Source organism: Novosphingobium sp. KCTC 2891, from assembly GCF_025938155.1.
Taxonomy (GTDB): domain Bacteria; phylum Pseudomonadota; class Alphaproteobacteria; order Sphingomonadales; family Sphingomonadaceae; genus Novosphingobium.
Window position 1 is genome coordinate 414,025 of sequence record NZ_JAPCZG010000001.1, and the last position, 22,697, is coordinate 436,721.

Here is a 22,697-nt window from a genome sequence, read left to right on the forward strand (position 1 = left end):
CGGCACCGACAGCCAGGCGCTCACTGAGACGAACAGCGCGCTGAGCACCGGCGGCAAGCTCGATGCGACGGACGTTGACAGCTCGGCCGCATTCGTCGTGCAGACCAACGTTGCCGGCGATCACGGCTACGGCAAGTTCTCGATCGCGGCGGACGGCACGTGGACCTACGCGGCGAGCAACGCGCACGACGAGTTCAAGGACGGCATCGACTACACCGACAGCCTGGTGGTGAAGACCGCCGACGGCACCGAGCACACGATCTCGGTGACGATCACGGGCACCAACGACGCGGCCGAAATCACCGGCACCGACAGCCAGGCGCTCACTGAGACGAACAGCGCGCTGAGCACCGGCGGCAAGCTCGATGCGACGGACGTTGACAGCTCGTCGGACTTCGTTGCGCAGACCGATGCGGCGGGCGACAAGGGCTACGGCAAGTTCTCGATCGCGGCGGACGGCACGTGGACTTACGCGGCGAACAGCCCGCACGACGAGTTCGTGGACGGCCAGAAGTACACCGACAGCCTGGTGGTGAAGACCGCTGACGGCACCGAGCACACGATCTCGGTGACGATCACGGGCACCAACGACGCGGCCGAAATCACCGGCACCGACAGCAAGGCGCTCACCGAGACGAACGCTGCGCTGAGCACCGGCGGCAAGCTCGATGCGACGGACGTTGACAGCTCGTCGGACTTCGTTGCGCAGACCGATGCGGCGGGCGACAAGGGCTACGGCAAGTTCTCGATCGCGACGGACGGCACATGGACCTACGCGGCGAACAACGCGCACGACGAGTTCAAGGACGGCGTCGACTACACCGACAGCCTGGTGGTGAAGACCGCCGACGGCACCGAGCACACGATCTCGGTGACGATCTCCGGCACCAACGATGCACCGACCGGTTCGGCGACCACCGTGCTGACCGCAGGCACCGAGGACACCGACTACACGGTGACCAAGGCGCAGCTGCTGGCCGGGTTCAGCGATGCCGAGGATGGCACGGCGCTTTCGGTGACCGGCTTCGGGGTGACCAATGCGACGTTCACGGCGAACGCCGATGGCTCCTACACGATCCATCCGAACGCCGACTTCAACGGCGATGTGGCGATCAGCTACAACGTGGCGGATAGCCTGAATGCCTCGACGGCGGGTTCGCTGACGCTGGCGATTGCTGCGGTCAACGATGCGCCGGTGATCGACAACAACGGCGGCGGCGCCACGGCGAATGTCAGCGTGGCCGAGAACAGCACGGCGGTGACCACGGTCCACGCGACGGACATCGACAGCCCCTCGATTGCCTATTCGATCGTGGGCGGCGCGGATCAGGGCAAGTTCACGATCAACGCGACGACCGGTGCGCTTGCCTTCGCTTCGGCACCGAATTTCGAGGTTCCGACCGATGTTGGCGGCAACAACATCTACGATGTGATCGTGCGTGCTTCGGACGGTTCGGCATCGGATGACCAGGCGATCGCAGTGACCGTGACCGATGTGGCGGAAGGGCTGGCCCCGACTGACATCGCATTCCATTTGGCTACTGGTGGCGCGTCAGTGGCGCAGCAGGGCAATCTTGGTGCAACCCAAGAAGTCGGCACATTTGCTGCGGTGGATCCGGACAGCCTGACCTGGAGCTACTCGCTTGGCGGTGCGGATGCATCGAAGTTCACGATCGATGCCAACGGACTGCTGAAGGTCGGCGCGACCACCATTTCCACGGGCGGCGGGGTGCAATCGTTCACGGTGGAGATCACGGCCACTGACGACCAATCGAACACCAAGACGGAAACGTACTACATCAATGTCGGCACCAATGGCGATAATGATGGCTCGGCGGCAAACAAGGTACTCGTCGCAGTCCATGCTGCATCCGACATCAGCTTTGGCCTGAACGGAAGCGACGTGATCGGCGGCGGCGACGGCGATGATGCACTTGCCGGTGGCGCCGCTGATGACAAGCTGAATGGCGGCCTCGGCAACGACGAACTGCTTGGCGGCGCAGGGAACGACCATTTCGTATTCACGTCGTTCGGTGCGGCCAATGCGGACAAGATCCTGGACTTCGACGCTTCCGAAACCAGCGCATCGCAGGATTGGCTCGATCTGAGCCATGCCACCTTCACCGCTCTGCCGGCGGGCACGTCGCTTGCTGCGGCGAACTTTGCGGCCAATGCTACCGGCACCGCGGTTGATGCCAATGACTACATCCTGTTCAATACGACCACCAATCAGCTCTACTACGATGCCGACGGCAACGGCGGCGGCGCCAAGCAGCTGATCGCCACGCTGACCGGCATGACGGGAACGCTGGACGCGAGCGACTTCCTGCTGATCGCCTGATCGGCTGGCTCAATTGAAGCAATGCATGGGGCTGGCGAGCAATCGCCGGCCCCTTTTTCGTGGTGTGATGCCGGGGACCTTGTAGCCTGGCGTTGCACGCGTCCTTCGACAGGGCGCTGATGATCGGGGCGGTACAATCAGGTTCTGGCCGCCACTGTAGCAGTCATGTCCGGCCTTTGACCGCCGCGCTCAAGATCAGGGTGAGCACGGCCAGCGCGCCGCCGGCGATGAAGGTGGCGGCCGGGCCGAGGTGGTCCCACAGCAGGCCGGCTGCGACGCTGGCGATCAGCATGGCGATGCCGGTGGCAAGGTTGAACAGGCCGAAAGCGGTGCCGCGCAGGCGCTCGGACGATTGGTCTGCCACCATCTTGGCGAGCAGGCCCTGCGTGAGCGCCATGTGCCCGCCCCACAGTGCGATGCCCGCGAAGATCGGCACGAGGCCGGAGCCGAAGGCCAGCAGCCCGTCGGCAAGGGCGAGGCAGACGAGACCCCATTGGAGCAGACGACGGGGCGGGATCCGGTCCGAGATGATCCCGGCGGGATAGGCGCCGAGCGAATAGACCGCGTTCATCGCCACCAGCACGAGCGGGGCCAATGCCAGCGGCAGTCCTCGGTCCGAGGCGCGCAGCACCAGGAACGCCTCGCTGAAACGGGCGAGTGTGAAGACCACGCCGATGCCCACGACCGGCCAGTATCCGCGTTCGAGATGGGCGATTTCTCGCCAGTGCAGCGGTGGGCGCGCGGCGTGTCCGGCGGGGCGGGGCGGTTCCTTCACCCAGACCAGCACGATCAGCGCGGAGAGGATCGCCGGGATCGCCGCGATCCGGAACACGGCGCGCATATCGTTGGACAGCAGCATCATCAGCCCGATGGCGATCAGCGGGCCGAGAAAGGCGCCGACCGTGTCCATCGCCTGTCGCAGGCCGAAAGCGCGGCCGCGGATGGCTGGCGGGGTGACGTCCGCCACGAGCGCATCGCGGGGGGCGCCGCGCAGGCCTTTGCCAATGCGGTCGGCGAAGCGGGCGCCCAGCACCACGCCCGCGCCGTTGGCCACTGCGAACAGCGGCTTGGTGATCGCGGCAAGGCCGTAGCCCAGCAGGATCAATGGTTTGCGCCGTCCGATCCGATCGGACACATAGCCGGAGAAGATCTTGGAAATGGCGGCGGTGGCTTCGGCGATGCCGTCGATCATCCCGACCATGGCAACGCTGGCGCCCAGCGTGGCGGTGAGGAACAGCGGCAGCAACGCGTGGATGATTTCGGACGAGAGGTCCATGAACAGGCTGACGAAGCCGAGCGCGATCACGGTCCGGGGGATGCCGGGGCGGAGGCTTTCCTGCGATAATTCGGCCTTGTTCATGCCCTGCCGCCTTCCGATGCCGCCCTGCGCGAAACAGTGGCCTGTTCAATGCCCCGTGCCATGGTAACGTCCGATAGGTACAGGGCACCACAAAAGGATTTCGTCGATGGTCGACATTGCAGCGGCAAAGGCTCGTCTTGAAGATCAGCTGGCGGAACTCACGGCGCGGCATGGCCGGATCGCCCGCGACCTGACCGAGCCGCTCGACGACGATTCGTCCGAGCGCGCGGTCGAGGTGGAGGACGACGATTCACTGGAGGCGCAGGCGGCGCTGGTCGGGCGCGAGATCGCGTCGGTCGCTCGTGCGATCGAGCGGATCGCGGAAGGCACTTATGGCGAATGCGTGCGCTGCGGGGACAGCATTGCGCCGGCTCGGCTGGAGGCACGTCCCGAAGCGGCGCTGTGCATCGCCTGCGCGCGGCAGGAACAGTGAGCACGGGCGGAGCTGAGCAGGGGGATTCATGACATGAGACCACACCGCGAAATGCATCTTGTGGAGCGCATCGGGTGGCTGCGTGCCGCTGTGCTGGGGGCCAATGACGGTATTGTTTCGACCGCGAGCCTGATCCTGGGCGTGGCCGCATCGGGCGCGGACCGCCCGGCGCTGTTGGTAGCCGGGGTGGCGGGGCTGGTGGCGGGCGCGATGTCGATGGCGGCGGGGGAATACGTCTCGGTCAGTTCGCAGGCCGACACCGAGCAGTCCGATCTGGCGCGTGAGCGCCAGGAACTGGCCAGTTCGCCCGAAGCAGAGCTGAAGGAGCTGACGGCGGTCTATGTGGCGCGCGGGGTTGATGCCGCGACGGCGAAGGGGGTGGCCGAGCAGATGACGGCGTTCGATGCCATCGGCACACACGCGCGCGACGAATTGCACATCACCGAGGTGACCACGGCGCGCCCCGTGGTGGCGGCGCTGACCTCTGCCGCGACGTTCACGGCAGGCGCGGCATTGCCGCTGGTGCTCGCCGCCGTGCTGCCGTTGCCCCTGATGGTGGCGGGCGAGGGGGCCGGCTCGATCCTGTTCCTTGCGCTGCTGGGCGCGGTGGGGGCCAAGGCTGGCGGGGCGAAGCCGCTGAAGCCTGTGGTGCGCGTGGTGTTCTGGGGCGCGCTGGCGATGGCGCTGACCGCCGGGATCGGCCGACTGGTGGGCACGAGCGTCTGACGCAGGCAGCCGCTCAGGCAGAGGTTTCCCTGGGGGCGAGCCGGGCGGCCACAGCCTTGGCCGCCTCGAACATCACCAGCAGGAGCAGCCCGGTACCGGTGGCCAGCGCGATCTGCGACCACGCCAGCGGCGCGAAGCCGAGCCAGCGCTGGACCGGGCCGATGCCCAGGATTGCCGCCGATCCCGCTGCGATGAACGCGACCACGTAACGGAACGTGGTGTTATGCCGCAGCACCGCATGGCTCAGGCGCGCGCTGAATGAGCGGTGCGCGAGGACCAGCGCCAGCACCGCGGCGACGAGCGCGAAGAACATCAGCGTGCGCAGCTCTGCCGGAGGCAGGCCCATCCGTTGGCCGCCGATGAGCAGTGCGGCAAGAACCAGCAGCGCCAGGCCGCCCTGCGCCACAGAACGCACCACCAGCGCGGCGCTGAACAGGCGTTCGTCCGGCGCGCGCGGGGGGCGCTGCATCAACTGGCGTTCCTCGCGCTCGGCCTCGAATACCAGCGCGCAGACCGGGTCGATGATCATTTCCAGCAGCGCGATCTGGATCGGGCCGAGCAGGATCGGCATTCCCAACAGCAGCGGCAGCACCGCCAGCCCCGCGATCGGCACGTGCACGCCGAAGATGAAGCCCATCGCCTTGCGGATATTGTCGTAGATGCGCCGGCCCAAGCGGATGGCGGAGACGATGGCGCCGAAATCGTCCTCGACCAGCACGATCGAGGCGGCCTCGCGCGCGACGTCGGTGCCGCGCTTGCCCATGGCGATGCCGATGTGCGCGGCCTTGAGCGCGGGCGCGTCGTTCACGCCGTCGCCGGTCATGGCCACCACTTCGCCCGCCGCCTTGAGCGCGTTGACGATGCGCAGCTTCTGTTCTGGCATGGTGCGCGCGCAGATCGACACGGTGCGCAGGCGTTCGGCGAGTTCCGTATCGCTCAACGTGGCGACCATCGCGCCGGTCAGCGTTTCGCCCTGCGCGATGCCGGCATCTGCTGCGATGGCCTGTGCCGTGGCGGCATAGTCGCCGGTGATCATCACCACGCGGATGCCGGCGGAGCGGCATTGCGCCACGGCTTCCTTCACGCCCGGGCGCAGGGGATCGAGCAGGCCGATCAGCCCGAGCAGGTCGAACTGGTGATCGCGGTGGTCGGTGACGGCGTTCGCGGGGCCGGTTTGGGCCGATGCCACGCCGAGCACGCGCATCCCGCGCGCAGCCATCGCGGTTGCTGCCGCTTCAAGACGGGCCTGCGCGGCGGGATCGAGCCGGCACAGGCGCGCCACCGCTTCCGGGGCGCCCTTGGCCGCGACCACCAGCGGCGCATCGGCATCGGCCGATTGCCAGATGTTCGACATGGCCAGAAGTTCCGGGCTGAGACCGCAGGTGTGGACCAGCGTCCAGTCGCGCGGGCGCTCCGTGGCGATCCCGTTCGCTGCTTCGTGGAAGGCCACTTCCATCGGATCGACCGGCACCGGGGCGCTGGCCAGCGCGCCATGCTGCAGCAAGGCGTGAAAGCGCGAGTCGGTCTGTCCGTCGGCTACGCTGGCGGTGGTGCCATCGGGCATCCACAGCTGGGCCGCGACCATGCGGTTCTGCGTCAGCGTGCCGGTCTTGTCTGAGCACAGAACGGTCGTGGCGCCCATCGTCTCGATCGCGGAGCCGCGCCGGGTGAGCACGCCCGCCTGTGCAATGCGCCAGGCGCCCATGGCGAGGAAGATCGTCAGCACGACCGGGAACTCTTCCGGCAGGAGCGACATGCCGATGGCGATGCCCGCCAGCAGCGCATCCAGCCAGCCGCCGCGGAGCAGGCCATAGAGCGCGAAGACGAGCACAGCGATGGCGATGCCGCCGACCGCGCAAATCCGCACGATCCGGCTGGTTTCGCGCTGGAGGCGGGGGGCCTCGGTGTCCATCGCGGCAAGAGAGCGGCCGATGGCGCCGATGCGGCTGCGTGGGCCGGTGGCCATCACGCGCGCGGTGCCGCTGCCGTGGGTGACGATGGCGCCGGCATAGACCTGCGGTTTGTCATCTCCGCCGGGTTCGGCACCGCCGGCATCGCCGGGTCCTGCCGGACGCTTGCGTACTGGCACGGATTCACCCGTCAGCAGCGATTCGTCGCTTTCCAGTTCGCGTGCTTCGATCAGCAGCGCGTCGGCGGCTATGCGGTCGCCCGGGTCGAGCAGCAGGATATCCCCTTCGACCACGTCGCGGCCGGGGATGCGCACGGTTTCCCCGTCGCGGATCACCAGCGCGCGCGGGGCGGAGAGATCGCGCAGCGAGTCGAGCACGTTCTCGGTGCGGGCTTCCTGCACGATGGTGACCGCGACCGAGAACCCGGCGAAAACGATCAGGATCAGCGCTTCGCTGGTTTCGCCCAGCAAAAGATAGGCGCCTCCCGCCACGAGCAGCATCGCCAGCATCGGTTCGCGCAGCACGTCGAGCGCGATGCGCCACGGCGGGCGCTTCTTCTGGCGAGGCAGTTCGTTCGGCCCGTCACGGGCAAGACGTTCGCGCACCTGCGTGGCGGAGAGGCCGGCCATTGCGTTGTCGGGCAGCGATGTCATGGCGGCACCCTATGCCGTAAACACGGTTCGGCACACGTTCTTTCGGCTCGCGCAAGATATGGGCTGCAAGGCGCCGATCCGTCAGCCGCTGCCGTTGCCCCGCCACATCGTGGGCGTGGTGCCGGTGAAGTTGCGGAAGGCCCGCGCGAAATGGCTCTGGCTGCCAAAGCCCATTGCCTCGGCGATCTGCGCCATGCTCAATTCGGTCGTTGCCAGCATTTCCTGCGCGCGCTCGATCCGGGCCTTCATCACGTATTGGTGCGGGGTGAGGCTGGTGGCACGCTTGAACACGCGGCAGAAGTGCGAGGGGGTGAGCCCGACCTGTGCGGCCATCGCCTCGATCGAATGTTCCTCTGCCGGTCGTTCCTGCACCGCATTCATCACGTGGTGGATGCGGTGCGCGGAAAACTCCGAGACGGGAAACGCGGTGTCATTGGCCGCGAACGGCCCCCGCAGCATATGGGCTTTCAGCGCATCGACCAGAGTGGCAACGTAGACCTTCCGTTCTGCCGTTTGCGGGGCATAGAGTTCGGCGAGTACCTGCCGGGTCAGGGCAACGCCCAGCGGATCGGAAAAGGCGAAGCGCATGGCGGCGAACTGGTCGCGCGCGGAGGAGCGCTCGAGATCGCGTGAGGCGATGGACAGGGTGACGACGTCAAGTTCGCCATCGACCAGCCAGCCGCTGGGTCGGCCCGCAGGCACGATCGTGGCGCAGCCGGGGATCGAGCTGGTCTCGCTCCAGCCATGGCTCAGCCGGGTCTTGACGCGCGGCTTGCCGGCGATGTGCACCACGAAGGTCGGATCGGGCAGCGCGGGCAGTTCGTAGGTGCCGACGAACTGCCGCCACCGCGACAGGCGCCACGACGCATCGCGGGCACCGATCTGCACGTCCGCCCTGCGACCCAGCGCATCGGCTATGATCTGCTCGTTGGTCCAGCTTTCCGCCATCCCGGATCCTCCCTGCTACCGGTCGTCACGCCGGATTCAGCACGACGTCGAGGTTCTTCAGCCCGTTGAGGAAATTCGAGCGGAACCGCCGCGACGGCGCGGTTACTTGGAAGGATGCGACGCGATCCGCCAGGATGTCAAACGCCACGCGCAGTTGCATTTCGGCCAGACGCGAGCCGACGCACACGTGCTGGCCGAAGCCGAAGCCAACGTGCGGGTTCTTCGCCCGCGCGATGTCGAAGCGGTCGGCGCCGTCGAACACCGTTTCGTCGCGGTTGCCCGAGGCATACCACAGCACGACCTTGTCGCCCTTGCGGATGGTCTTGCCGGCCAGCTCGGTGTCGGCGGTGGCGGTGCGGCGCATATGCAGGACGGGGCTGGCCCATCGGACCATTTCGGGGGCAGCGGTCTTGAGCAGGCCGCGGTCGGCGCGCAGGGCTTGCCACTGGTCCGGATTCTCGCTGAACGCCCGGACCGAGTGCGACAGCGAATTGCGTGTCGTCTCGTTGGCGCCGACGAGCACGAGGATCAGGTTGCCGAGGAAATCGCGGAACGGGACCGGCTCTCCGCCCAGTTCCATGTTGGCGAGCAGAGAGGCAATGTCGGATGTGGGGCTTTCCCGCCGCGCGGCAAAAAGCTCGGCGGCGAATGCGACGAATTCTTCCAGCGTCTGCGCCATTGCTTCCGGGCTCTGGCGGAAATCCGGATCGTCCTCGCCGACGAAGGCATTGGTCCAGTGATAGAGCCTCTGCCACATTTCCGGCGCGATACCGAGCAACTCGCACAGCGTGAGCAGCGGCAGCGGCGCGGACAGCAGCGGTACAAGATCGATCGCCTCGCCCAGCGGAATCGCGTCGATCAGCTTGAGCGCGCGCTCGCGGATACGGGCTTCGATGTCGCCCAGCCGCGCGGGCGAGACCGCAGGCATGACGTGCCTGCGGTACTGTGTGTGCGATGGCGGATCGCGCGAGATGAAGGCCATGCCGATCGCACCGTCGCCTGCGCCGATCACGCCCACTTCGTTCTCGTTGAAGATGCGGTGGCCGCCGTTCTCGTAGGCGGACGAGAACAGCCCCGGATTGCGCGAAACCTCGACGATCTCTGCGTGGCGGGTGAGGGCCCAGAAGCCGGTGCTGTCGGCCTCGGGGTTCCAGTGCACCGGATCTTCCCGGCGCAACGCGGCGAAGAGATCCCACGGAACCCCGGCCTCATAAAGGCCGGGATCCCGCAGGTCGGTGGAAAGATCGAGGCTCATCAGAAGTCTACCCGGACGGAGCCGCCGAACGTGCGCGGCAAGGCGGGCACCAGGAAGTTGTAGGGGAAGCCAGCGCCGCGCAGATCGAGGCCATAGACATAGGTCTTGCGGTCGAACAGATTGGTGACGAAGCCCTTGATCGTCACGCGCCCGGTCTTGAGCGCGGCAGTCAGGTTCACCTTGGCATAGCTGCCTTGCATCAGTTCGGAATTGACCTGCGGCGATCCCACCGCGTTCACCGTGTCGAACGGCGAGAAGTACTGCTTGCTGAAGAAAGACACGCTGGGCGAGATCGTCAGCTTGCCGATGGCGCCATCGTAGGGCGTCACGTCCGCCCCGGCCTGAAAGGTCCATTCGGGCGCGAAGGGCAGGGTGTTGCCGTCGAGTACGGTGCCCTGCAAGGTCAGCGTCTTGTAGCGCGCATGGAGATAGCCGGCCGAGGCGTTGAGGCTGAGCATCGGCGAGACGCGGGCGCTCGCCTCCAGTTCGCCGCCATAGACTTCGGACTTGGGTGCGTTGACCAGGAACGAGACCGGCCCGGCGCGCGTGTCCTGCACCTGCTGGTTCTTGTAATCGTAATAGAACAATGCGCCTGACAGCGTCAGAACGCCGCCGATCCGGCCCTTGGCGCCCAGTTCGTAGGCGTTGACCTTTTCGGGGTCGATATAGCTGATCCCGGCGGAGGAAGTGTAGCCGCCGCCGTTGAACGCGCCCGAACGGTAACCGCGGTTGTAGCTCGCATAAAGCAGCGCGCCGCCCGCTGTCTTGTAGCTGAGCGCCACGCGGCCGGTCAGCGCGTTGTTGCCGCCCTTCAGGGCGAAACGAGCGGAAGGATCATAGGCGCAGGTGCCGGGTACGCCGGCGCAGGGCACGGTGGTGGCCAGCGGCGTCATCGCATCGTCCACCCCGCCGAGGAACAGGTAGGCGTAGCCGTCCTTGTAGGTCGCGCGGTCCCACGTATAGCGCGCGCCAAGCGTCAGGGTCAGCGCATCGGCCAGTTTCACGTCACCCTGCGCGAACAGCGCGGTGGAGGAGCGGCGCTGGTTGTAGTGTTGGAAAAATCCGCCGTCGACGGAAGGCCCGAGCGCGCTGCCGATGTTGAAGCGATTGTCCGTGACCACGCGGTCCCAGCCATAGAACGCGCCGGCAACGAGCGTGAGCGCATCGCTGCTGTAGTTGAAGCGCGCTTCCTCGCTCAACTGGTCGTAGTCCGACTTCCAGCGGATCTGCAGGATATCGAGCGGGGCGCCGTCTGCGGCCTGGTCGAGATCCTGCTTGCCGCCATCGCGCGAGGTGATGGAGGTGAAGCTGAGGCTGTCGTTGATCTCGTAGGAGATGTTCGCCGAAAATCCCCAAGCGTCTGTATTGGCCCGACCGATGCGGTTTTCGTTCGTCTCGAAGAAGCCCAGCCCGGTGCGGAATGCGCCAAGTCCGTGAACGGCAGTGCCGGTGCCCCGGTCGCGCCCGCCATAGGCCTTTAGCTTGATGTCTAGCGGCCCGCCGGCCGGGCGGATGCGCAGCATGGCGCGGCCTTGCACGCTGTCCTGCGCATAGGGATCGCGCGCGCCGGGCGCTACATTGCGCATCTGGCCATCGCCGTTGACGAGGTTGCCCGCCACGCGCAGGCCCACCGCATCGTCCACCAGCGTGGTCTCCAGCGCGGCCTGTGCGGTGACCGTGTTGAACCGGCCATAGCCGACTTCGGCATAGCCCTCGGTGCCCGAAAGGTCGGGCGCGCGGGTGATGAAGTTGATCGCGCCGCCCGTGGTGTTGCGGCCGAACAGCGTGCCTTGCGGCCCGCGCAGCACTTCCACGCGGTCCAGATCGAACAGGCCCATGCCGTGCGCGGTGCGGTTGGCGAGGTAGACGTCGTCGAGATAGACGCCGACGGGGGATGCCTGGTTCGAGTTGTACTCGTTGGCGACCGAGATGCCGCGCAGACTGAAGTTCGGCTGGGTCGATCCGTAGGGGCTGCTGATCTGGAGGTTGGGCACCGCCGACTGGAGGTTGGCGGAATTGGTGATGCCCTTGGAGCCAAGGCTGTCGCCGCTGACCGCCGAGACCGCGAGCGGCACGTCGAGCAGCGACTGTTCGCGGCGCTGGGCGGTGACCACGATGACGCCGTCGTCGGCTGCCGCGGCATTGCTGCCGGCGCTTTGCGCGGCTGCGAGCGCGGGGACCATCGCGGTGCCGAGCAACAGGACGGTAGCGGCGAACTTGCGCATGATTGTCTCTCCCCACGATGTGGCCGATTTTGGAGCGGCCTTTTCTGGGGCGATCATAGCCATGCGGTGCGTGAAAGGCGTTTCACCCGATTGTGCGGAAATTTGCACAATCTTGCTGCGGGAAACGCCGCAGCATATGGTGCGGTGCTAGGCGAGGATCGTCTGCGATACCCTGATGCGGCGACGGCAGCGCAGGTTCACGGCGTCGGATATCAGCAGGTAGGGTAGCCAGATCGCCGCGCTGATCGCCACCTTGCGCACATTGGTGACCAGCATCGCCGTCATCGGTTCGACCAGCGGAGAGGGCAGGCCATGATGGCCGGCATAGAGTGCGATCAGGCCCTGCATGGCAACATCCAGCAGCCACGCGCCGACCAGCATCCGGGGAAACAGCGGCGCCTGGCGCAGCGCCGCGACGAAGCAAGCGGAATAGACGAAGCACATGGCCGCAGCATCGAACGTGAAGGCGTGGACCACGGCGTGCGCCCACGGTGGATTGGCGGGGGAAACCGCGGGCACGATCAGCAGGAACTCCAACGCACGGACAGGCACGTTGAGCAGGATGCCGGCAGCTAGTGAGGCCCATGCGAAGCCGGGCTTGTGGCTTTGGGCGAGCGCCAACTCGGCGTCCGATGCGCTGCGCCACGATCCGTAGCGCGCGAGACGCAGGGATGGTTGGCGATAGCGCCGAGGGTCGGCGAGCATTCGTCCGGCAAGGCGGTATCCTGCAACGGGCGCTGCGGCGAGCACGAGGAAGGGGAGTGTCATGCCCAGCGCCTGCATCAGTCCGGCCGGCGGGCTGGGCGCGGTGGCGGCCTTCAGCGCGGCGGCGACGACGACCAGCGCGATCCAGATCGTGATCGCCATGGTCTCATGGCGGGCTGGATGACCGGGACCGCGATGATGTGCCGAATCACTGCGGATCTGGCGAGCGTGACGATGGGGAGTTACCCGATATATCCAAAGTAGTAGCTCAGAATCCCGGGACTTCTTTGCCAGTATATCCATGGTCTGTGTGGGGATGGATTGGTTGCGTGACATTTTGCCTCGATACCGCGTCTCACTGTAGAAATGGTAAACGCCAAGGGCCTTCATGTGTTTGATTTCAGGACAGATATTAACCATTTTGAGGTATATTAGAAGACTAAATTACTGAAATTAAAGGTGAAGTCTGTAGACAATATTAACATTGACTCTTAAGCCCGGCGGTAACAGCAAGGGGGGGTCACGCATTGGGGAGTGCGGCATGGCAAACGGAACCGCGAAGCATTGCGGCCAGATGCACGTCTCAAACCTCATGGCGGCGGCAGGTGATCCGGAAATAGATGCCGGAGCCTAGTCATTGTTAGCGGCGCGATCCTCGTATTTGGGGCCGCCGGACAAGGGGATGATACATGACCAAGTTCTTCGCCAACTTCCTTCGTGACGAATCCGGCGCCTCGGCTGCTGAATACGTGATCCTGATTGCCGTTCTGGGCGGCGCTGTCGCCGGCGGCGCGCTGGCCTTCGGTGGCAGCCTCAAGGCGGCGATGACGACCAAGGGCGCCTACCTTACCACTTGTGCCAACTCGGCCGACGGCACCGCGTGCTGATCAGGCGTACATGAAGATGAAGCAGGTCGCGCCGGTGGTGCGACCTGCTCAATACTTGGGATTGGGGGTCCAGTGAACCGAAACGGCGCCATCGCGCTGGCCGTTGCCGCAGTCATCGGTCTTGTCGCGGTCTATCTGCTGAACGTGGTCCTTTCGGGACTGGAAAGCCGCAAGGACGCCGATGCGCGCAATGCGCGGCTAACGCGGATCGTGGTCGCCAGCAGGCCCATCGCTTTCGGTGCTCCCGTCAATGGAATTAACGCAGTGCTGGTGAAATGGCCGGCGCAGGCGGTGCCCGCAGGGGCCTTCACCAGCCTCGAGCAATTGGGCAAGGCGCGCGTCGCGCTCCAGTCCATCGTCCCGGGTGAGCCTCTGCTGGCCGCACGCCTTTCCGGAAGCGATGGCCGCGCCACGCTTTCGGTCAACCTGCCGCCGGAAAAACTGGCGGTTGCCATTCCGATCAACGACGTGACCGGGGTTGCCGGCTTCGTGCGGCCGGGCGACGTCGTCGACGTGCTGTTGACCCGCCAGATTCCCGGCGATGGCGCGGGTTCTAACGACAAGATGACCGACGTGGTGATGCAGGCCGTGCCGATCCTTGCCATCGACCAGGTGGCCGATCCCGGCAAGACCGATCCCACAGTGGCCCGCACCGCCACGCTCGAAGTCGATCAGTCGGGCGCGCAGAAACTCACGCTCGCGCGTGAACTCGGTTCGCTCAGCCTGGCGCTGCGCAATATCACGGCCCGTCCGGCGGCGATGGGCGGCACCGTGACCGCTCGCGATCTTTCGTCGTCCGCGCCGCGCATCGACCGGCCCGTCGCAGTTGCTGCGGCAGCTCCTGCTGCCGCGCCGCGTAAGGCACCGGCTGCGGTGCCGTTGCCGCCGCGTCCCAAGGGTCCGATGATGACCATCGTCCGCAAGGGCAAATCGACCGACTATGAGGTCTCTCATGCCTTCTGACGGCGCATTCAAGCCCACCATGCTCTCGTTCGTGGCCCCCGTGGCGCTGGCGCTGTGCTGCACATCTGCTGCTGTTCCGGCAGCCTTCGCCCAGCCGATCCCGCCGGCGTCGCGCCATGCCGGCACGCTGGTAATCCCGCTCAACAAGAGCCAGGTCGTCAGCACCGACCGAATGATCGCCAAGGCGATGGTCGGCAACGACGAGATCGCCGACGTGCTGCCGATCACCGAGCGCTCGATCTATGTTCTCGGCAAGAAGATGGGCACCACCAGCCTGACGCTTTACGACGTCAACGGCCGGGTGCTGTCGATCATGGACGTCGCGGTGGGGCCGGACGTGGAAGCGCTGGGCGAACAGCTCCGCGCGCTGGTTCCGGGCGAGAAGATCGAGGCGCAAGTCTCCAACGAATCCATCGTGCTGACCGGTACTGTCAATGATCCAGGGGCTGTCGACCGGGCGATGCAACTCGCCAGAGCCTTCGCCGGCGACAAGGTGGTCAACCTCGTCAGCGTGGGCGCCAGCCAGCAGGTCATGCTGGAAGTGCGCTTTGCCGAAGTGAGCCGCAATTCGGGCTTCGACGTGGGCGTCAGCGCCTTCGGCAACGGCAACACCTTCGGGTCGGTGGTGGGCAAGGGTGCGCAGCTTGTGCCCGGGCAGGACACCACCATCGAAACGCAGGCCGGTGGCACCACCATCCGGCAGACCGTGCCCGGCGCGCCGGTGCTCCAGATGAGCGCCATCACCAACAGCTTCGGCATCTTCCGCAACCGTTTCTACATCGGAAGCCTGACGCTCAACGCCACGCTGAACGCGCTGGAAACGAAGGGGATGGCCAAGACGCTGGCACAGCCGACGCTGTTGGCGCTTTCGGGCGAGCGTGCCTCGTTCCTCGCCGGCGGCGAGTTCCCGATCCCCGTGGTGCAGGGCGGCGGTGGGACCGGCGCATCGGGCACGCAGCCGATCACGGTGGAATTCAAGCCGTTCGGCGTGAGCCTGGGCTTCACCCCCACGGTGCTGGGCGACCGCACGATCAACCTGGTGGTCGAGCCCGAGGTGAGCGCGATCGATCCCACGGCCTCGTTCACGCTGGGCAACATCACTATTCCCGGCCTGCGGACCCGCCGCGCCAGCACCACGCTGGAACTGCGCGATGGCGAAAGCTTCGCCATCGCCGGGCTGCTGCAAAAGGACTTCAAGACCACGGTCAGCCAGGTGCCGCTGCTCGGCTCGGTACCGATCATCGGCAGCCTATTCCGCTCCAGCGGATTCCAGAAGGGCGAGACTGAACTTCTGATCGTGGTGACGCCGCATCTCGTGGCGCCGCTCACCGAGGCGCAGGTTCGGCTGCCCACCGATGCCGTGACCGATCCCACTGCGATCGAGACCATCCTGATGGGACGGTCGGGCCGGGCGAAGCCGCTGCTTCCGGTCAAACCCGGCGCCGGAAACGCAGCCGGCGATGCCGCAGCGGCGCAGGGCGCGCCCAAGGTCACCGGCGAAGCTTCGTCGGAACTGCCGCCGGTGGCGGATGGCAAGAAGGAGCCAGCCTATGCCTATTGAGCGGATTCGGGGCCGGGCGTGGGCCGGGGTGGTGCTGCTGGCGCTGCCGGTGATCGCAGGGTGCTCTACGCTGTCGCCGCCGGGATCGGCGAGCGATGCCGCAATGGGCGAGGCGATGCGCCAAACGATGGCGGCCCAGATCATCGATCCCGATCCGGTCTATGATTATGCCGATCCGGTGACGAGCGGCGCCCACGCGGCGGCGGCGGTGGAGCGCTACCGCAAGGACGCGGTGAAGAAGCCGGAACGTATCCGCACGTCGAACGCCGTTGGTGGCGGTGGCGGTGGCGGCGCAGGCAGTTCAGGAGGCTGACGGGCTCCATCCCATGAAGATCCGTGCGATCGGCAACCTCTGGCATGACTGTGCGGGCGCGATTGCACCATCTTACGTGCTGTCGTTGTTCGCGGTGGTGGCCATGGCGGGGGTGGGCTATGACTATGCGCAGCTCGCGGGGCTGGATACCGAATTGCAGAACGCAGCCGATCAGGCAGCGCTCGCGGCATCCACCCAGCTGACGGGGGCGGCTGGCTCGCGCGCCAATGCCCAGAGCGCGGCGAACACGTTGGTGGTCAACAACACGCTGCTGGCGGGGAACGCCGCCACCAGCCACAAGCTGTCGGTCGCCTCGCTCGCCTACTATGCTTCTCAGGCTGACGCCGAGAGCGGCGCGAACGCCACCGCGACCGACGCAACGGCGCGCTACGTCAGGGTCACGCTCTCGGCGCGTACCGCCAAATACACGCTGACCCCGATCGTCGGCTTGCTGTCTTCGGCCAGCATCACCGCGTCGGCCACGGCGGGGCTGGAATCGACGTTGTGCAAGGTTCCGCCGGTGCTGATCTGCAACCCCTCGGCCAATCCCGCCACGTTCGACATCGCGGCCAACGTCGGCCGGGGACTGCTGCTGACTCTGACCCCGGAAACGGCGACGGGCAACAGCGGCATGACCGCCGGGCAACTCGCGTTCCTCGACCCCGGCGTCACCCGCGTCACCAAGAAGAACCTGAAGGTGCAGCAGGAGTTCGCCAAGCTGATGGGCTATGATGCGCAGCCCAGTCGCTGCATTTCCATCAACCAGCCCTATACGCAGGACGGCAATACCCAGAACCTGGCCGCCGCGTTCAACACGCGCTTCGACATCTATGACAATCCCGATCCGATCAAATGCTACTCGGATGGGCTTTGCTCGCCATCGGACAATGCGCGCAAGGATCTGGTGCAAAAGCTGAAAGGCGGTGGCGCGGCCGCGCCGACCACCCTCAGCAAGAACGAGTGCGCGATGGGCACCGCCGGCTGGGTGCAGTCGGAAACGCCCTACAGGCCGACGGGGGCCACGCTCTACAAGGATGTGAAACCCAAGATCGCCTACCCCGATGCCATGGGATACCCTCGCGATCTGGTCCACGCCTATCCCGGTGCCGCCGGTCGCGGCCGGATCGGCAACGGCACGTGGGATATCGATGCCTACTGGAATACCAACTACGGCAAGGCCTACGCCAGCGATGTAAGCAGTGCCAAGAATCCGGCTTTGCCCACGCGCTACGAAGTCTATCGGTGGGAGCGGGCGAACGGTAAGATCGCGGCAGCGGGTCGGGTCTTCAACGGTTCGAAATCGGCCAAGTATGCCGATTATGCCGCGCCGATCTGCAAGCCCGGCATCACCCCGAGTGCAACCAGGCCCGACCGCCGCGTCCTTCCGGCCGCCGTGGTGGACTGCTCAACGGTCCCCGGCGGGGCGGGCAAGAAGCCGATCACGCCTTTGGCGTGGATGGACGTTTTCCTCGTCGAACCCACCGCCGACCGCAAGGACGCGGCCGGTGTAAACACCTACACCACCTCGGGCGAAGTCTATGTCGAGATCATCGGGCCCACCGTGCAGGGCGCGGGCGCTTCCGGTTCGCAGTTCACGCGGCGCGACAAGCCGTTCCTGATCAAATGAGCGTCCGGGCTATCCTTGCGGCGCTCTGGCGCGATCAGTCCGGCGCGGCGGCGGTCGAAACCATGTTGATCGCGCCGGTTGCGGTGATGGTCATGGCCCTGGCGATGGAAAGCGGGCACTTCCTCTATTCCGAACATCAGGTGCTGAAAGGCGTGCGCGATGCCGCGCGCTATGCCAGCCGGCTGCCGCTGGACACGTGGAATTGCACTGCCGCCACGGCCGAGGCGAACCTCTCCAGCGGCAATGCCCGGTGGCTCCCGATCGCGCGCGTCGCCGTCTATGGCAATGTCGCGGGCGGAACATCGCCAAGGCTGTGGACGTGGAGCGCCGCCGCCGCAGATGGTGAAGTGGTTATCCGCTACAGCTGCGTCGGCCAGACCACCGGGCTCTATTCCGCGCTCCGCTTCGCGCCGCGGATCGTGGTGATCGCCAAGCCCAACTACCCCAGCCTGTTCGGCACGCTGACGGGGTTCCGCTCGTCGCTCCGCCTGTTCGCGCAGCAGCAGGCAGTAGGGGTGGGGATATGAGCCGCTCGCCCGGCTTCTGGCGCGATACCGCCGCGGCATCGACGGTGGAATTCGTGATGGTCCTGCCGCTTTTCCTGCTGTTCGTGTTCGGCGCGATCGATGTGGGAGGTTTCGCCTGGCGGCTAAACACCGCTGAAAAGGCTACGCAAATGGGTGCGCGAATGGCGGTCGTGACCAACCCGGTCGCGCAGGGTCTGGTGACCGAGGAATACCTTGGCCGGAATGTGAACCCCGCCGATGCGAACTCGCCGGTGCTGGGACAGGGCGATGCCATTCCCGTGGCCGCGCTGGGCCTGATCCAATGCACGCAGGGTGCTACCTGCACCTGCAAGACCGGTCCCTGCGTCACCGATATGCAGGCAGACACCGCCGCGTTCCAGGCGATCTTTGCCCGGATGGCCAAGGTCGATCCGCAGATCACCGCGGGGCAGGTGACGGTCGAATATCGCGGTTCGGGGCTGGGCTTTGCCGGTGATCCCGACGGGATGGAAATCGCGCCGCTGGTGACGGTCAGGCTCGTCGGCGCACGCTACGCGCCGATCATGGGTGTGCTGTTCAATGGATCACTGAACCTGCCGGATTTCGCTTACTCGCTGACGATGGAAGACGGCGACGGAACCACGTCGAACTAAGGGGCTGCACGACGGAACACGATCATGGAATACTCTGAACCCCCCCACTCGCAAGACGACTTCTTCCCGTCGACCAGCCCGCCGGTCGGCGTGTTCATCAGTCCGCGCCAGGCCGGCGATCTGCAGGAACAGATCGATGCGGCCACGCGCGTGCTTTTGCTGGTCCGCGCGGTAGAGCCTGCTGAAGCGATCCCGTTCGACAAGCTGGGCGGGCTTTCGGTGGCGGTGCTCGAAGTCGATCCGGGAAGCCGCCGTTCGGTTGACCGTCTGGTGCAGCTGGTGCGCTCAAAGCCGGCATTCCCGGTTATCGCCGCAATTGCCACGCCCGAGATGTCGCTGGTGCGGACGTTGGTGCGCGAAGGCGTGGCCGACGTGATAGAGCTGCCGCTGGCGGTGCCCGAGCTGACGCAGGCTTGTCTCGATGCCATCGCGCGGCGAGCACAACCGGCCACCCGGGCCAAGTTGGCGCCGATGGTCGCGGTTGTCCGGTCGAGCGGGGGCAGCGGCGCCACGACCATCGCCACGCACTTGTCGGCCGAACTGGCCCGGATCGTTCCTTCGGGACGCAAGGTGATCCTCGGTGATCTCGATCTCCAGTTCGGTAGCGTCGGTGCCTATCTCGGCGCCGGCAACAGCGGTTCGCTGCCCGATCTGATCGCAGCCGAGGATCGCATCGACGAGGAATTGCTGCGCGCCCTCGCGATCGAGACGGCGGGCGGGTTGGCGGTGCTGTCCATTCCAGATGCGGTGCCTTCGTCGGATTCGATCCCGATGGACGGACTTCTGCGCGTGGTGGAGCGACTTCGCTCGATCTACGGCCTCGTCGTGCTCGATTTCCCGGCGAACTGGTCGAACTGGTCGGCCTCGGTGGCGTTTTCGGCCGATCTCGTCCTTCTTGTGACCGAACTGACATTGCCCAGCATCCGGCAGGCGCGGCGCTGCGTCGATCTGTTCGACGTGATCGGCATCGATCGCGCCAAGGTGGAAATCATCGTCAACAAGGCCGAAAAGAAGCTGTTCAAGCCGATCGAGGTTGGCGACGTGGCGCGCACGCTGGGGCGCAGCGTGATCGCCGCAGTGCCGCGCGATACGCAGGACCTTGCCCGCGCGCAGGACCAGGGGCTGCTGATCGGCGACATCGTCAAGCGGAGCGCCTTTGCCTCGGCCATCGCCGCGCTGGCGCAGGCAACTGCGCGCAGGCTGAATATCGAGGTCACCGCCTGATGTGGGATATTCGCAAATCGGGCGGCAAGGCGCGGCCGGTCAACCGGCCCGAGCGGCTGGCGCTTCCTCGGCAGTCGTTCGAGCCGATACCCCGGCCGGAGGGACAGGCGGATAGCGCTGCGCCGGACGTTGAAGTCAGCCCGGCAGTCCAGCTATTGGGCATCAAGGTTGAAATCCACCGCCTGCTGCTCGACCGGATGAACCTTGCGATCCTCGATCGCTACACGCGCGAGGAACTGACGCGTGAACTTTCGCCGGTGATCGAAGGCATCATTACCGAGAAGGCGATCGCGCTGAACCGGTTCGAGAAGGCGGACCTGATCGAGGACATCGTCGACGAACTGGTGGGACTGGGTCCGCTCGAACCGCTGCTCGAGGATGAGACGATCTCGGATATCCTCGTCAACGGCTTCGAGACGGTGTTCGTCGAACGACACGGTGTGCTGGAGCGGGTTTCGACCCGGTTCCAGGATGAAAAACACCTGCTGCGCATCATCCAGAAGATCGTCAGCGCGGTAGGACGGCGCGTGGACGAATCCTCACCCTTCGTCGATGCCCGGCTGGCCGACGGTTCGCGCGTCAACGCCATCGTGGCGCCGCTGGCCATCGATGGGTCGCTGCTGTCGATCCGCAAGTTTTCGCGCAAGCCGATCAGCATGGGCCGGATGATCGAGTTCGAAAGCCTGACGCCGTCCATGGCGACGGTGCTGGAAGCGGTGGTGCAGGGGCGGCTCAACATCATCATCTCGGGCGGCACCGGATCGGGCAAGACAACCATGCTCAATGCCTTGTCGACCTACATCAGCAGCCGCGAGCGCATCGTCACCATCGAGGATTCGGCCGAGCTTCAGCTTCAGCAGGACCACGTGGCCCGGCTGGAAACCCGTCCCGCGAACATCGAGGGGCGCGGCGAAGTGACCCAGCGCGATCTTGTTCGCAATGCGCTGCGAATGCGACCCGACCGGATTATCCTGGGCGAATGCCGTGCGGGCGAAGCCTTCGACATGCTGCAGGCGATGAACACCGGCCACGACGGGTCGATGACGACGGTCCACGCTAATACTCCGCGCGATGCGCTGTCGCGCATCGAGCAGATGGTCGGCATGGGCGGGGCGGACATGGCGCAGCGGACGATCCGGGCGCAGATCGTATCGGCGGTCAACGTGGTCATCCAGATCGGCCGCCTGCCTGATGGCCGGCGCAAGATCATGGCGATCTCGGAAGTGACCGGCATGGAAGGCGACGTGATCTCCATGCAGGAAATCTTCCGTTTCGTGCAGACCGGGCGGGACGAGAAGGGGCTGGCGATCGGGCATTTCGAGGCGACTGGCGTACGGCCGCGCTTTGCCACTGCTCTCGAAGCGCTCGGCATGTATCTCGACCCCGCGCTGTTCCGTCCCAATGTAGGAGGGGCCTGGTGACGGACCTGCTCCTGCGCATTGCCGCGCTGGCGGCGCTGTTCGCCAGTATCGTGCTGGTGATCCAACTGGGCCTCAACCGGGTGCTGACGCGCACTGAGGAGCGGCGCGCCATTGGCAAGCGGCTCGATCTGCTGCGGCAGGGCGAAACGGGGCAGCAGGCGACCTCGTTGCTGCGCGCGGATATGGTGGCGCCGGTCGAGGGCCATTCGCTCTATGCCCGGCTCTACGGCTTGGTGGCACGCGCGAAAGTGCCGATTGCCCCTCGGGTCGCGATCCAGGCGATGGTGGGAGCGACTGCCGCCATTGCGGTCCTGCTGCTCGTGCTTGCCAATGGCATGGGCAAGCCGATCACCGGAGGCGTGGTCCTGCTTTTGCTGACGTTCTCGGTTGCGCTGGGGCTGGGGCTACCGCTTTCGCTGCTCAGCCGCCGCGCACAGAAGCGGCGCAAGCAGATGGAGGAGCAGTTCCCCATCGCGATGGAGATTTTTACGCGGGCGCTGCGAGCAGGGCATCCGATCACGGCGGCGATGACGTTGCTCGTGACGGAGATGGAGAATCCGATCGCGGGCGAATTCGGGCTTGTCGCCGACGAAGTGGCTTATGGGGCCGATCTCGGCGAAGCGCTCGCGCGCCTGTCGCGGCGCTGGGACTTGCCCGATCTCAAGATGTTCTCGGTGTGCCTCGCGGTGCAGAGCGAAACCGGCGGCAACCTGGCCGAAATCCTGACCAATCTGACCGGTGTGATCCGCGACCGTGCCGCGCTCTATCTGAAGGTGAGGGCGCTCAGCTCGGAAGGGCGCATCAGCGCGCTGATCCTGTCGGTGCTTCCGGTGCTGACGTTCGTCGTCCTGTTCCTCATCAACCCCGGCTTCTATCTCGACGTCGCAGCCGATCCGATCTTCATCAACGGGTTCATCGCTTTCCTCGGTGTCTACACGGTCGGTGTGCTGTGGATCCGCCGCATGGTCGATCTGAAGGTGTGATCG

19 protein-coding genes are annotated in these 22,697 nt (G+C 65.9%); 13 read left to right on the forward strand and 6 right to left on the reverse strand.

Going from position 1 to position 22,697, the window contains the following annotated elements; all coding sequences use genetic code 11:
- Positions 1–2,341, forward strand: a 2,341-nt coding sequence (locus tag OLX02_RS01995; protein ID WP_264419765.1) for a VCBS domain-containing protein, incomplete at its 5' end; no start/stop codon positions are given.
- 163 nt (positions 2,342–2,504) lie between these two features.
- On the opposite strand, the gene OLX02_RS02000 is transcribed toward OLX02_RS01995, so the two are convergent.
- The gene (locus OLX02_RS02000; protein ID WP_264419767.1) at positions 2,505–3,701 is read right to left on the reverse strand and encodes an MFS transporter; all 1,197 of its coding nucleotides are present in this window, start codon (positions 3,699–3,701) and stop codon (positions 2,505–2,507) included.
- 106 nt (positions 3,702–3,807) lie between these two features.
- On the opposite strand from OLX02_RS02000, the gene OLX02_RS02005 reads away from it, so the two are divergent.
- Together OLX02_RS02005 and OLX02_RS02010 are read left to right on the forward strand one after the other, a co-directional pair.
- Positions 3,808–4,134, forward strand: coding sequence for a TraR/DksA family transcriptional regulator (locus tag OLX02_RS02005; RefSeq protein WP_264419769.1), 327 nt, complete (start codon positions 3,808–3,810; stop codon positions 4,132–4,134).
- A 33-nt stretch (positions 4,135–4,167) separates the two neighbouring features.
- Complete coding sequence (locus OLX02_RS02010; RefSeq protein ID WP_264419770.1) at positions 4,168–4,860, forward strand: VIT family protein; 693 nt, start codon at positions 4,168–4,170, stop codon at positions 4,858–4,860.
- A gap of 13 nt (positions 4,861–4,873) precedes the next feature.
- Here the strand turns inward: OLX02_RS02010 and OLX02_RS02015 are convergent, their stop codons facing one another.
- The 5 genes from OLX02_RS02015 to OLX02_RS02035 all read right to left on the reverse strand — a co-directional run bounded on the left by OLX02_RS02015 (position 4,874) and on the right by OLX02_RS02035 (position 12,718).
- The gene (locus OLX02_RS02015; protein WP_264419772.1) at positions 4,874–7,423 is read right to left on the reverse strand and encodes a cation-translocating P-type ATPase; all 2,550 of its coding nucleotides are present in this window, start codon (positions 7,421–7,423) and stop codon (positions 4,874–4,876) included.
- A gap of 81 nt (positions 7,424–7,504) precedes the next feature.
- Positions 7,505–8,371, reverse strand: coding sequence for a helix-turn-helix domain-containing protein (locus tag OLX02_RS02020; RefSeq protein WP_264419774.1), 867 nt, complete (start codon positions 8,369–8,371; stop codon positions 7,505–7,507).
- Positions 8,372–8,396: 25 nt separating this feature from the next.
- Positions 8,397–9,626, reverse strand: coding sequence for a cytochrome P450 (locus tag OLX02_RS02025; protein WP_264419776.1), 1,230 nt, complete (start codon positions 9,624–9,626; stop codon positions 8,397–8,399).
- Positions 9,626–11,851 (reverse strand): TonB-dependent receptor, encoded by a 2,226-nt coding sequence (locus OLX02_RS02030; RefSeq protein WP_264419778.1) that lies wholly within the window; start codon positions 11,849–11,851, stop codon positions 9,626–9,628. Before OLX02_RS02030 ends, OLX02_RS02025 begins: the two co-directional genes overlap by 1 nt.
- 147 nt (positions 11,852–11,998) lie before the next feature.
- Positions 11,999–12,718 carry a DUF2569 domain-containing protein gene (locus OLX02_RS02035; protein ID WP_264419780.1) on the reverse strand — a complete coding sequence of 240 codons (720 nt, stop codon included), beginning with the start codon at positions 12,716–12,718 and terminating at the stop codon, positions 11,999–12,001.
- A gap of 527 nt (positions 12,719–13,245) precedes the next feature.
- Here OLX02_RS02035 and OLX02_RS02040 point away from each other — a divergent pair.
- The 10 genes from OLX02_RS02040 to OLX02_RS02085 all read left to right on the forward strand — a co-directional run bounded on the left by OLX02_RS02040 (position 13,246) and on the right by OLX02_RS02085 (position 22,694).
- The gene (locus OLX02_RS02040; RefSeq protein ID WP_264419782.1) at positions 13,246–13,443 is read left to right on the forward strand and encodes a Flp family type IVb pilin; all 198 of its coding nucleotides are present in this window, start codon (positions 13,246–13,248) and stop codon (positions 13,441–13,443) included.
- Positions 13,444–13,515: 72 nt separating this feature from the next.
- On the forward strand, positions 13,516–14,406 hold the full coding sequence (gene cpaB / locus OLX02_RS02045; RefSeq protein WP_264419784.1) for a Flp pilus assembly protein CpaB: 891 nt from the start codon (positions 13,516–13,518) through the stop codon (positions 14,404–14,406).
- Positions 14,396–15,967 (forward strand): type II and III secretion system protein family protein, encoded by a 1,572-nt coding sequence (locus OLX02_RS02050; protein WP_264419786.1) that lies wholly within the window; start codon positions 14,396–14,398, stop codon positions 15,965–15,967. Before cpaB ends, OLX02_RS02050 begins: the two co-directional genes overlap by 11 nt.
- Positions 15,957–16,280: a hypothetical protein gene (locus OLX02_RS02055; RefSeq protein WP_264419787.1), complete on the forward strand. Its 324-nt coding sequence runs from the start codon at positions 15,957–15,959 to the stop codon at positions 16,278–16,280. Before OLX02_RS02050 ends, OLX02_RS02055 begins: the two co-directional genes overlap by 11 nt.
- Before the next feature lie 13 nt (positions 16,281–16,293).
- The gene (locus OLX02_RS02060) at positions 16,294–17,907 is read left to right on the forward strand and encodes a pilus assembly protein TadG-related protein (RefSeq protein WP_264419789.1); all 1,614 of its coding nucleotides are present in this window, start codon (positions 16,294–16,296) and stop codon (positions 17,905–17,907) included.
- The gene (locus OLX02_RS02065) at positions 17,904–18,434 is read left to right on the forward strand and encodes a TadE/TadG family type IV pilus assembly protein (RefSeq protein ID WP_264419790.1); all 531 of its coding nucleotides are present in this window, start codon (positions 17,904–17,906) and stop codon (positions 18,432–18,434) included. Before OLX02_RS02060 ends, OLX02_RS02065 begins: the two co-directional genes overlap by 4 nt.
- A complete protein-coding gene (locus OLX02_RS02070) occupies positions 18,431–19,066 on the forward strand; it encodes a TadE family protein (RefSeq protein ID WP_264419792.1) in 636 nt (211 codons plus the stop codon). The genes OLX02_RS02065 and OLX02_RS02070 overlap by 4 nt, the downstream gene beginning before the upstream one ends.
- Before the next feature lie 24 nt (positions 19,067–19,090).
- On the forward strand, positions 19,091–20,290 hold the full coding sequence (locus OLX02_RS02075; RefSeq protein WP_264419794.1) for an AAA family ATPase: 1,200 nt from the start codon (positions 19,091–19,093) through the stop codon (positions 20,288–20,290).
- Positions 20,290–21,711: a CpaF family protein gene (locus OLX02_RS02080; protein WP_264419796.1), complete on the forward strand. Its 1,422-nt coding sequence runs from the start codon at positions 20,290–20,292 to the stop codon at positions 21,709–21,711. Before OLX02_RS02075 ends, OLX02_RS02080 begins: the two co-directional genes overlap by 1 nt.
- Positions 21,708–22,694, forward strand: coding sequence for a type II secretion system F family protein (locus OLX02_RS02085; RefSeq protein ID WP_264419797.1), 987 nt, complete (start codon positions 21,708–21,710; stop codon positions 22,692–22,694). The genes OLX02_RS02080 and OLX02_RS02085 overlap by 4 nt, the downstream gene beginning before the upstream one ends.
- Positions 22,695–22,697: the final 3 nt, after the last annotated feature.

Bases quoted from the DNA above. Each gene is read 5' to 3' on its own strand.
- OLX02_RS02055 (WP_264419787.1), top strand. From the start codon at position 15,957: ATGCCTATTGAGCGGATTCGGGGCCGGGCGTGGGCCGGGGTGGTGCTG.
- OLX02_RS02010 (WP_264419770.1), top strand. From the start codon at position 4,168: ATGAGACCACACCGCGAAATGCATCTTGTGGAGCGCATCGGGTGGCTG.
- OLX02_RS02035 (WP_264419780.1), bottom strand. From the start codon at position 12,718: ATGGCGATCACGATCTGGATCGCGCTGGTCGTCGTCGCCGCCGCGCTG.
- OLX02_RS02005 (WP_264419769.1), top strand. From the start codon at position 3,808: ATGGTCGACATTGCAGCGGCAAAGGCTCGTCTTGAAGATCAGCTGGCG.
- OLX02_RS02070 (WP_264419792.1), top strand. From the start codon at position 18,431: ATGAGCCGCTCGCCCGGCTTCTGGCGCGATACCGCCGCGGCATCGACG.
- OLX02_RS02020 (WP_264419774.1), bottom strand. From the start codon at position 8,371: ATGGCGGAAAGCTGGACCAACGAGCAGATCATAGCCGATGCGCTGGGT.
- OLX02_RS02025 (WP_264419776.1), bottom strand. From the start codon at position 9,626: ATGAGCCTCGATCTTTCCACCGACCTGCGGGATCCCGGCCTTTATGAG.
- OLX02_RS02030 (WP_264419778.1), bottom strand. From the start codon at position 11,851: ATGCGCAAGTTCGCCGCTACCGTCCTGTTGCTCGGCACCGCGATGGTC.
- OLX02_RS02065 (WP_264419790.1), top strand. From the start codon at position 17,904: ATGAGCGTCCGGGCTATCCTTGCGGCGCTCTGGCGCGATCAGTCCGGC.
- OLX02_RS02060 (WP_264419789.1), top strand. From the start codon at position 16,294: ATGAAGATCCGTGCGATCGGCAACCTCTGGCATGACTGTGCGGGCGCG.
- OLX02_RS02000 (WP_264419767.1), bottom strand. From the start codon at position 3,701: ATGAACAAGGCCGAATTATCGCAGGAAAGCCTCCGCCCCGGCATCCCC.
- OLX02_RS02050 (WP_264419786.1), top strand. From the start codon at position 14,396: ATGCCTTCTGACGGCGCATTCAAGCCCACCATGCTCTCGTTCGTGGCC.
- OLX02_RS02015 (WP_264419772.1), bottom strand. From the start codon at position 7,423: ATGACATCGCTGCCCGACAACGCAATGGCCGGCCTCTCCGCCACGCAG.
- OLX02_RS02040 (WP_264419782.1), top strand. From the start codon at position 13,246: ATGACCAAGTTCTTCGCCAACTTCCTTCGTGACGAATCCGGCGCCTCG.
- OLX02_RS02080 (WP_264419796.1), top strand. From the start codon at position 20,290: ATGTGGGATATTCGCAAATCGGGCGGCAAGGCGCGGCCGGTCAACCGG.
- OLX02_RS02075 (WP_264419794.1), top strand. From the start codon at position 19,091: ATGGAATACTCTGAACCCCCCCACTCGCAAGACGACTTCTTCCCGTCG.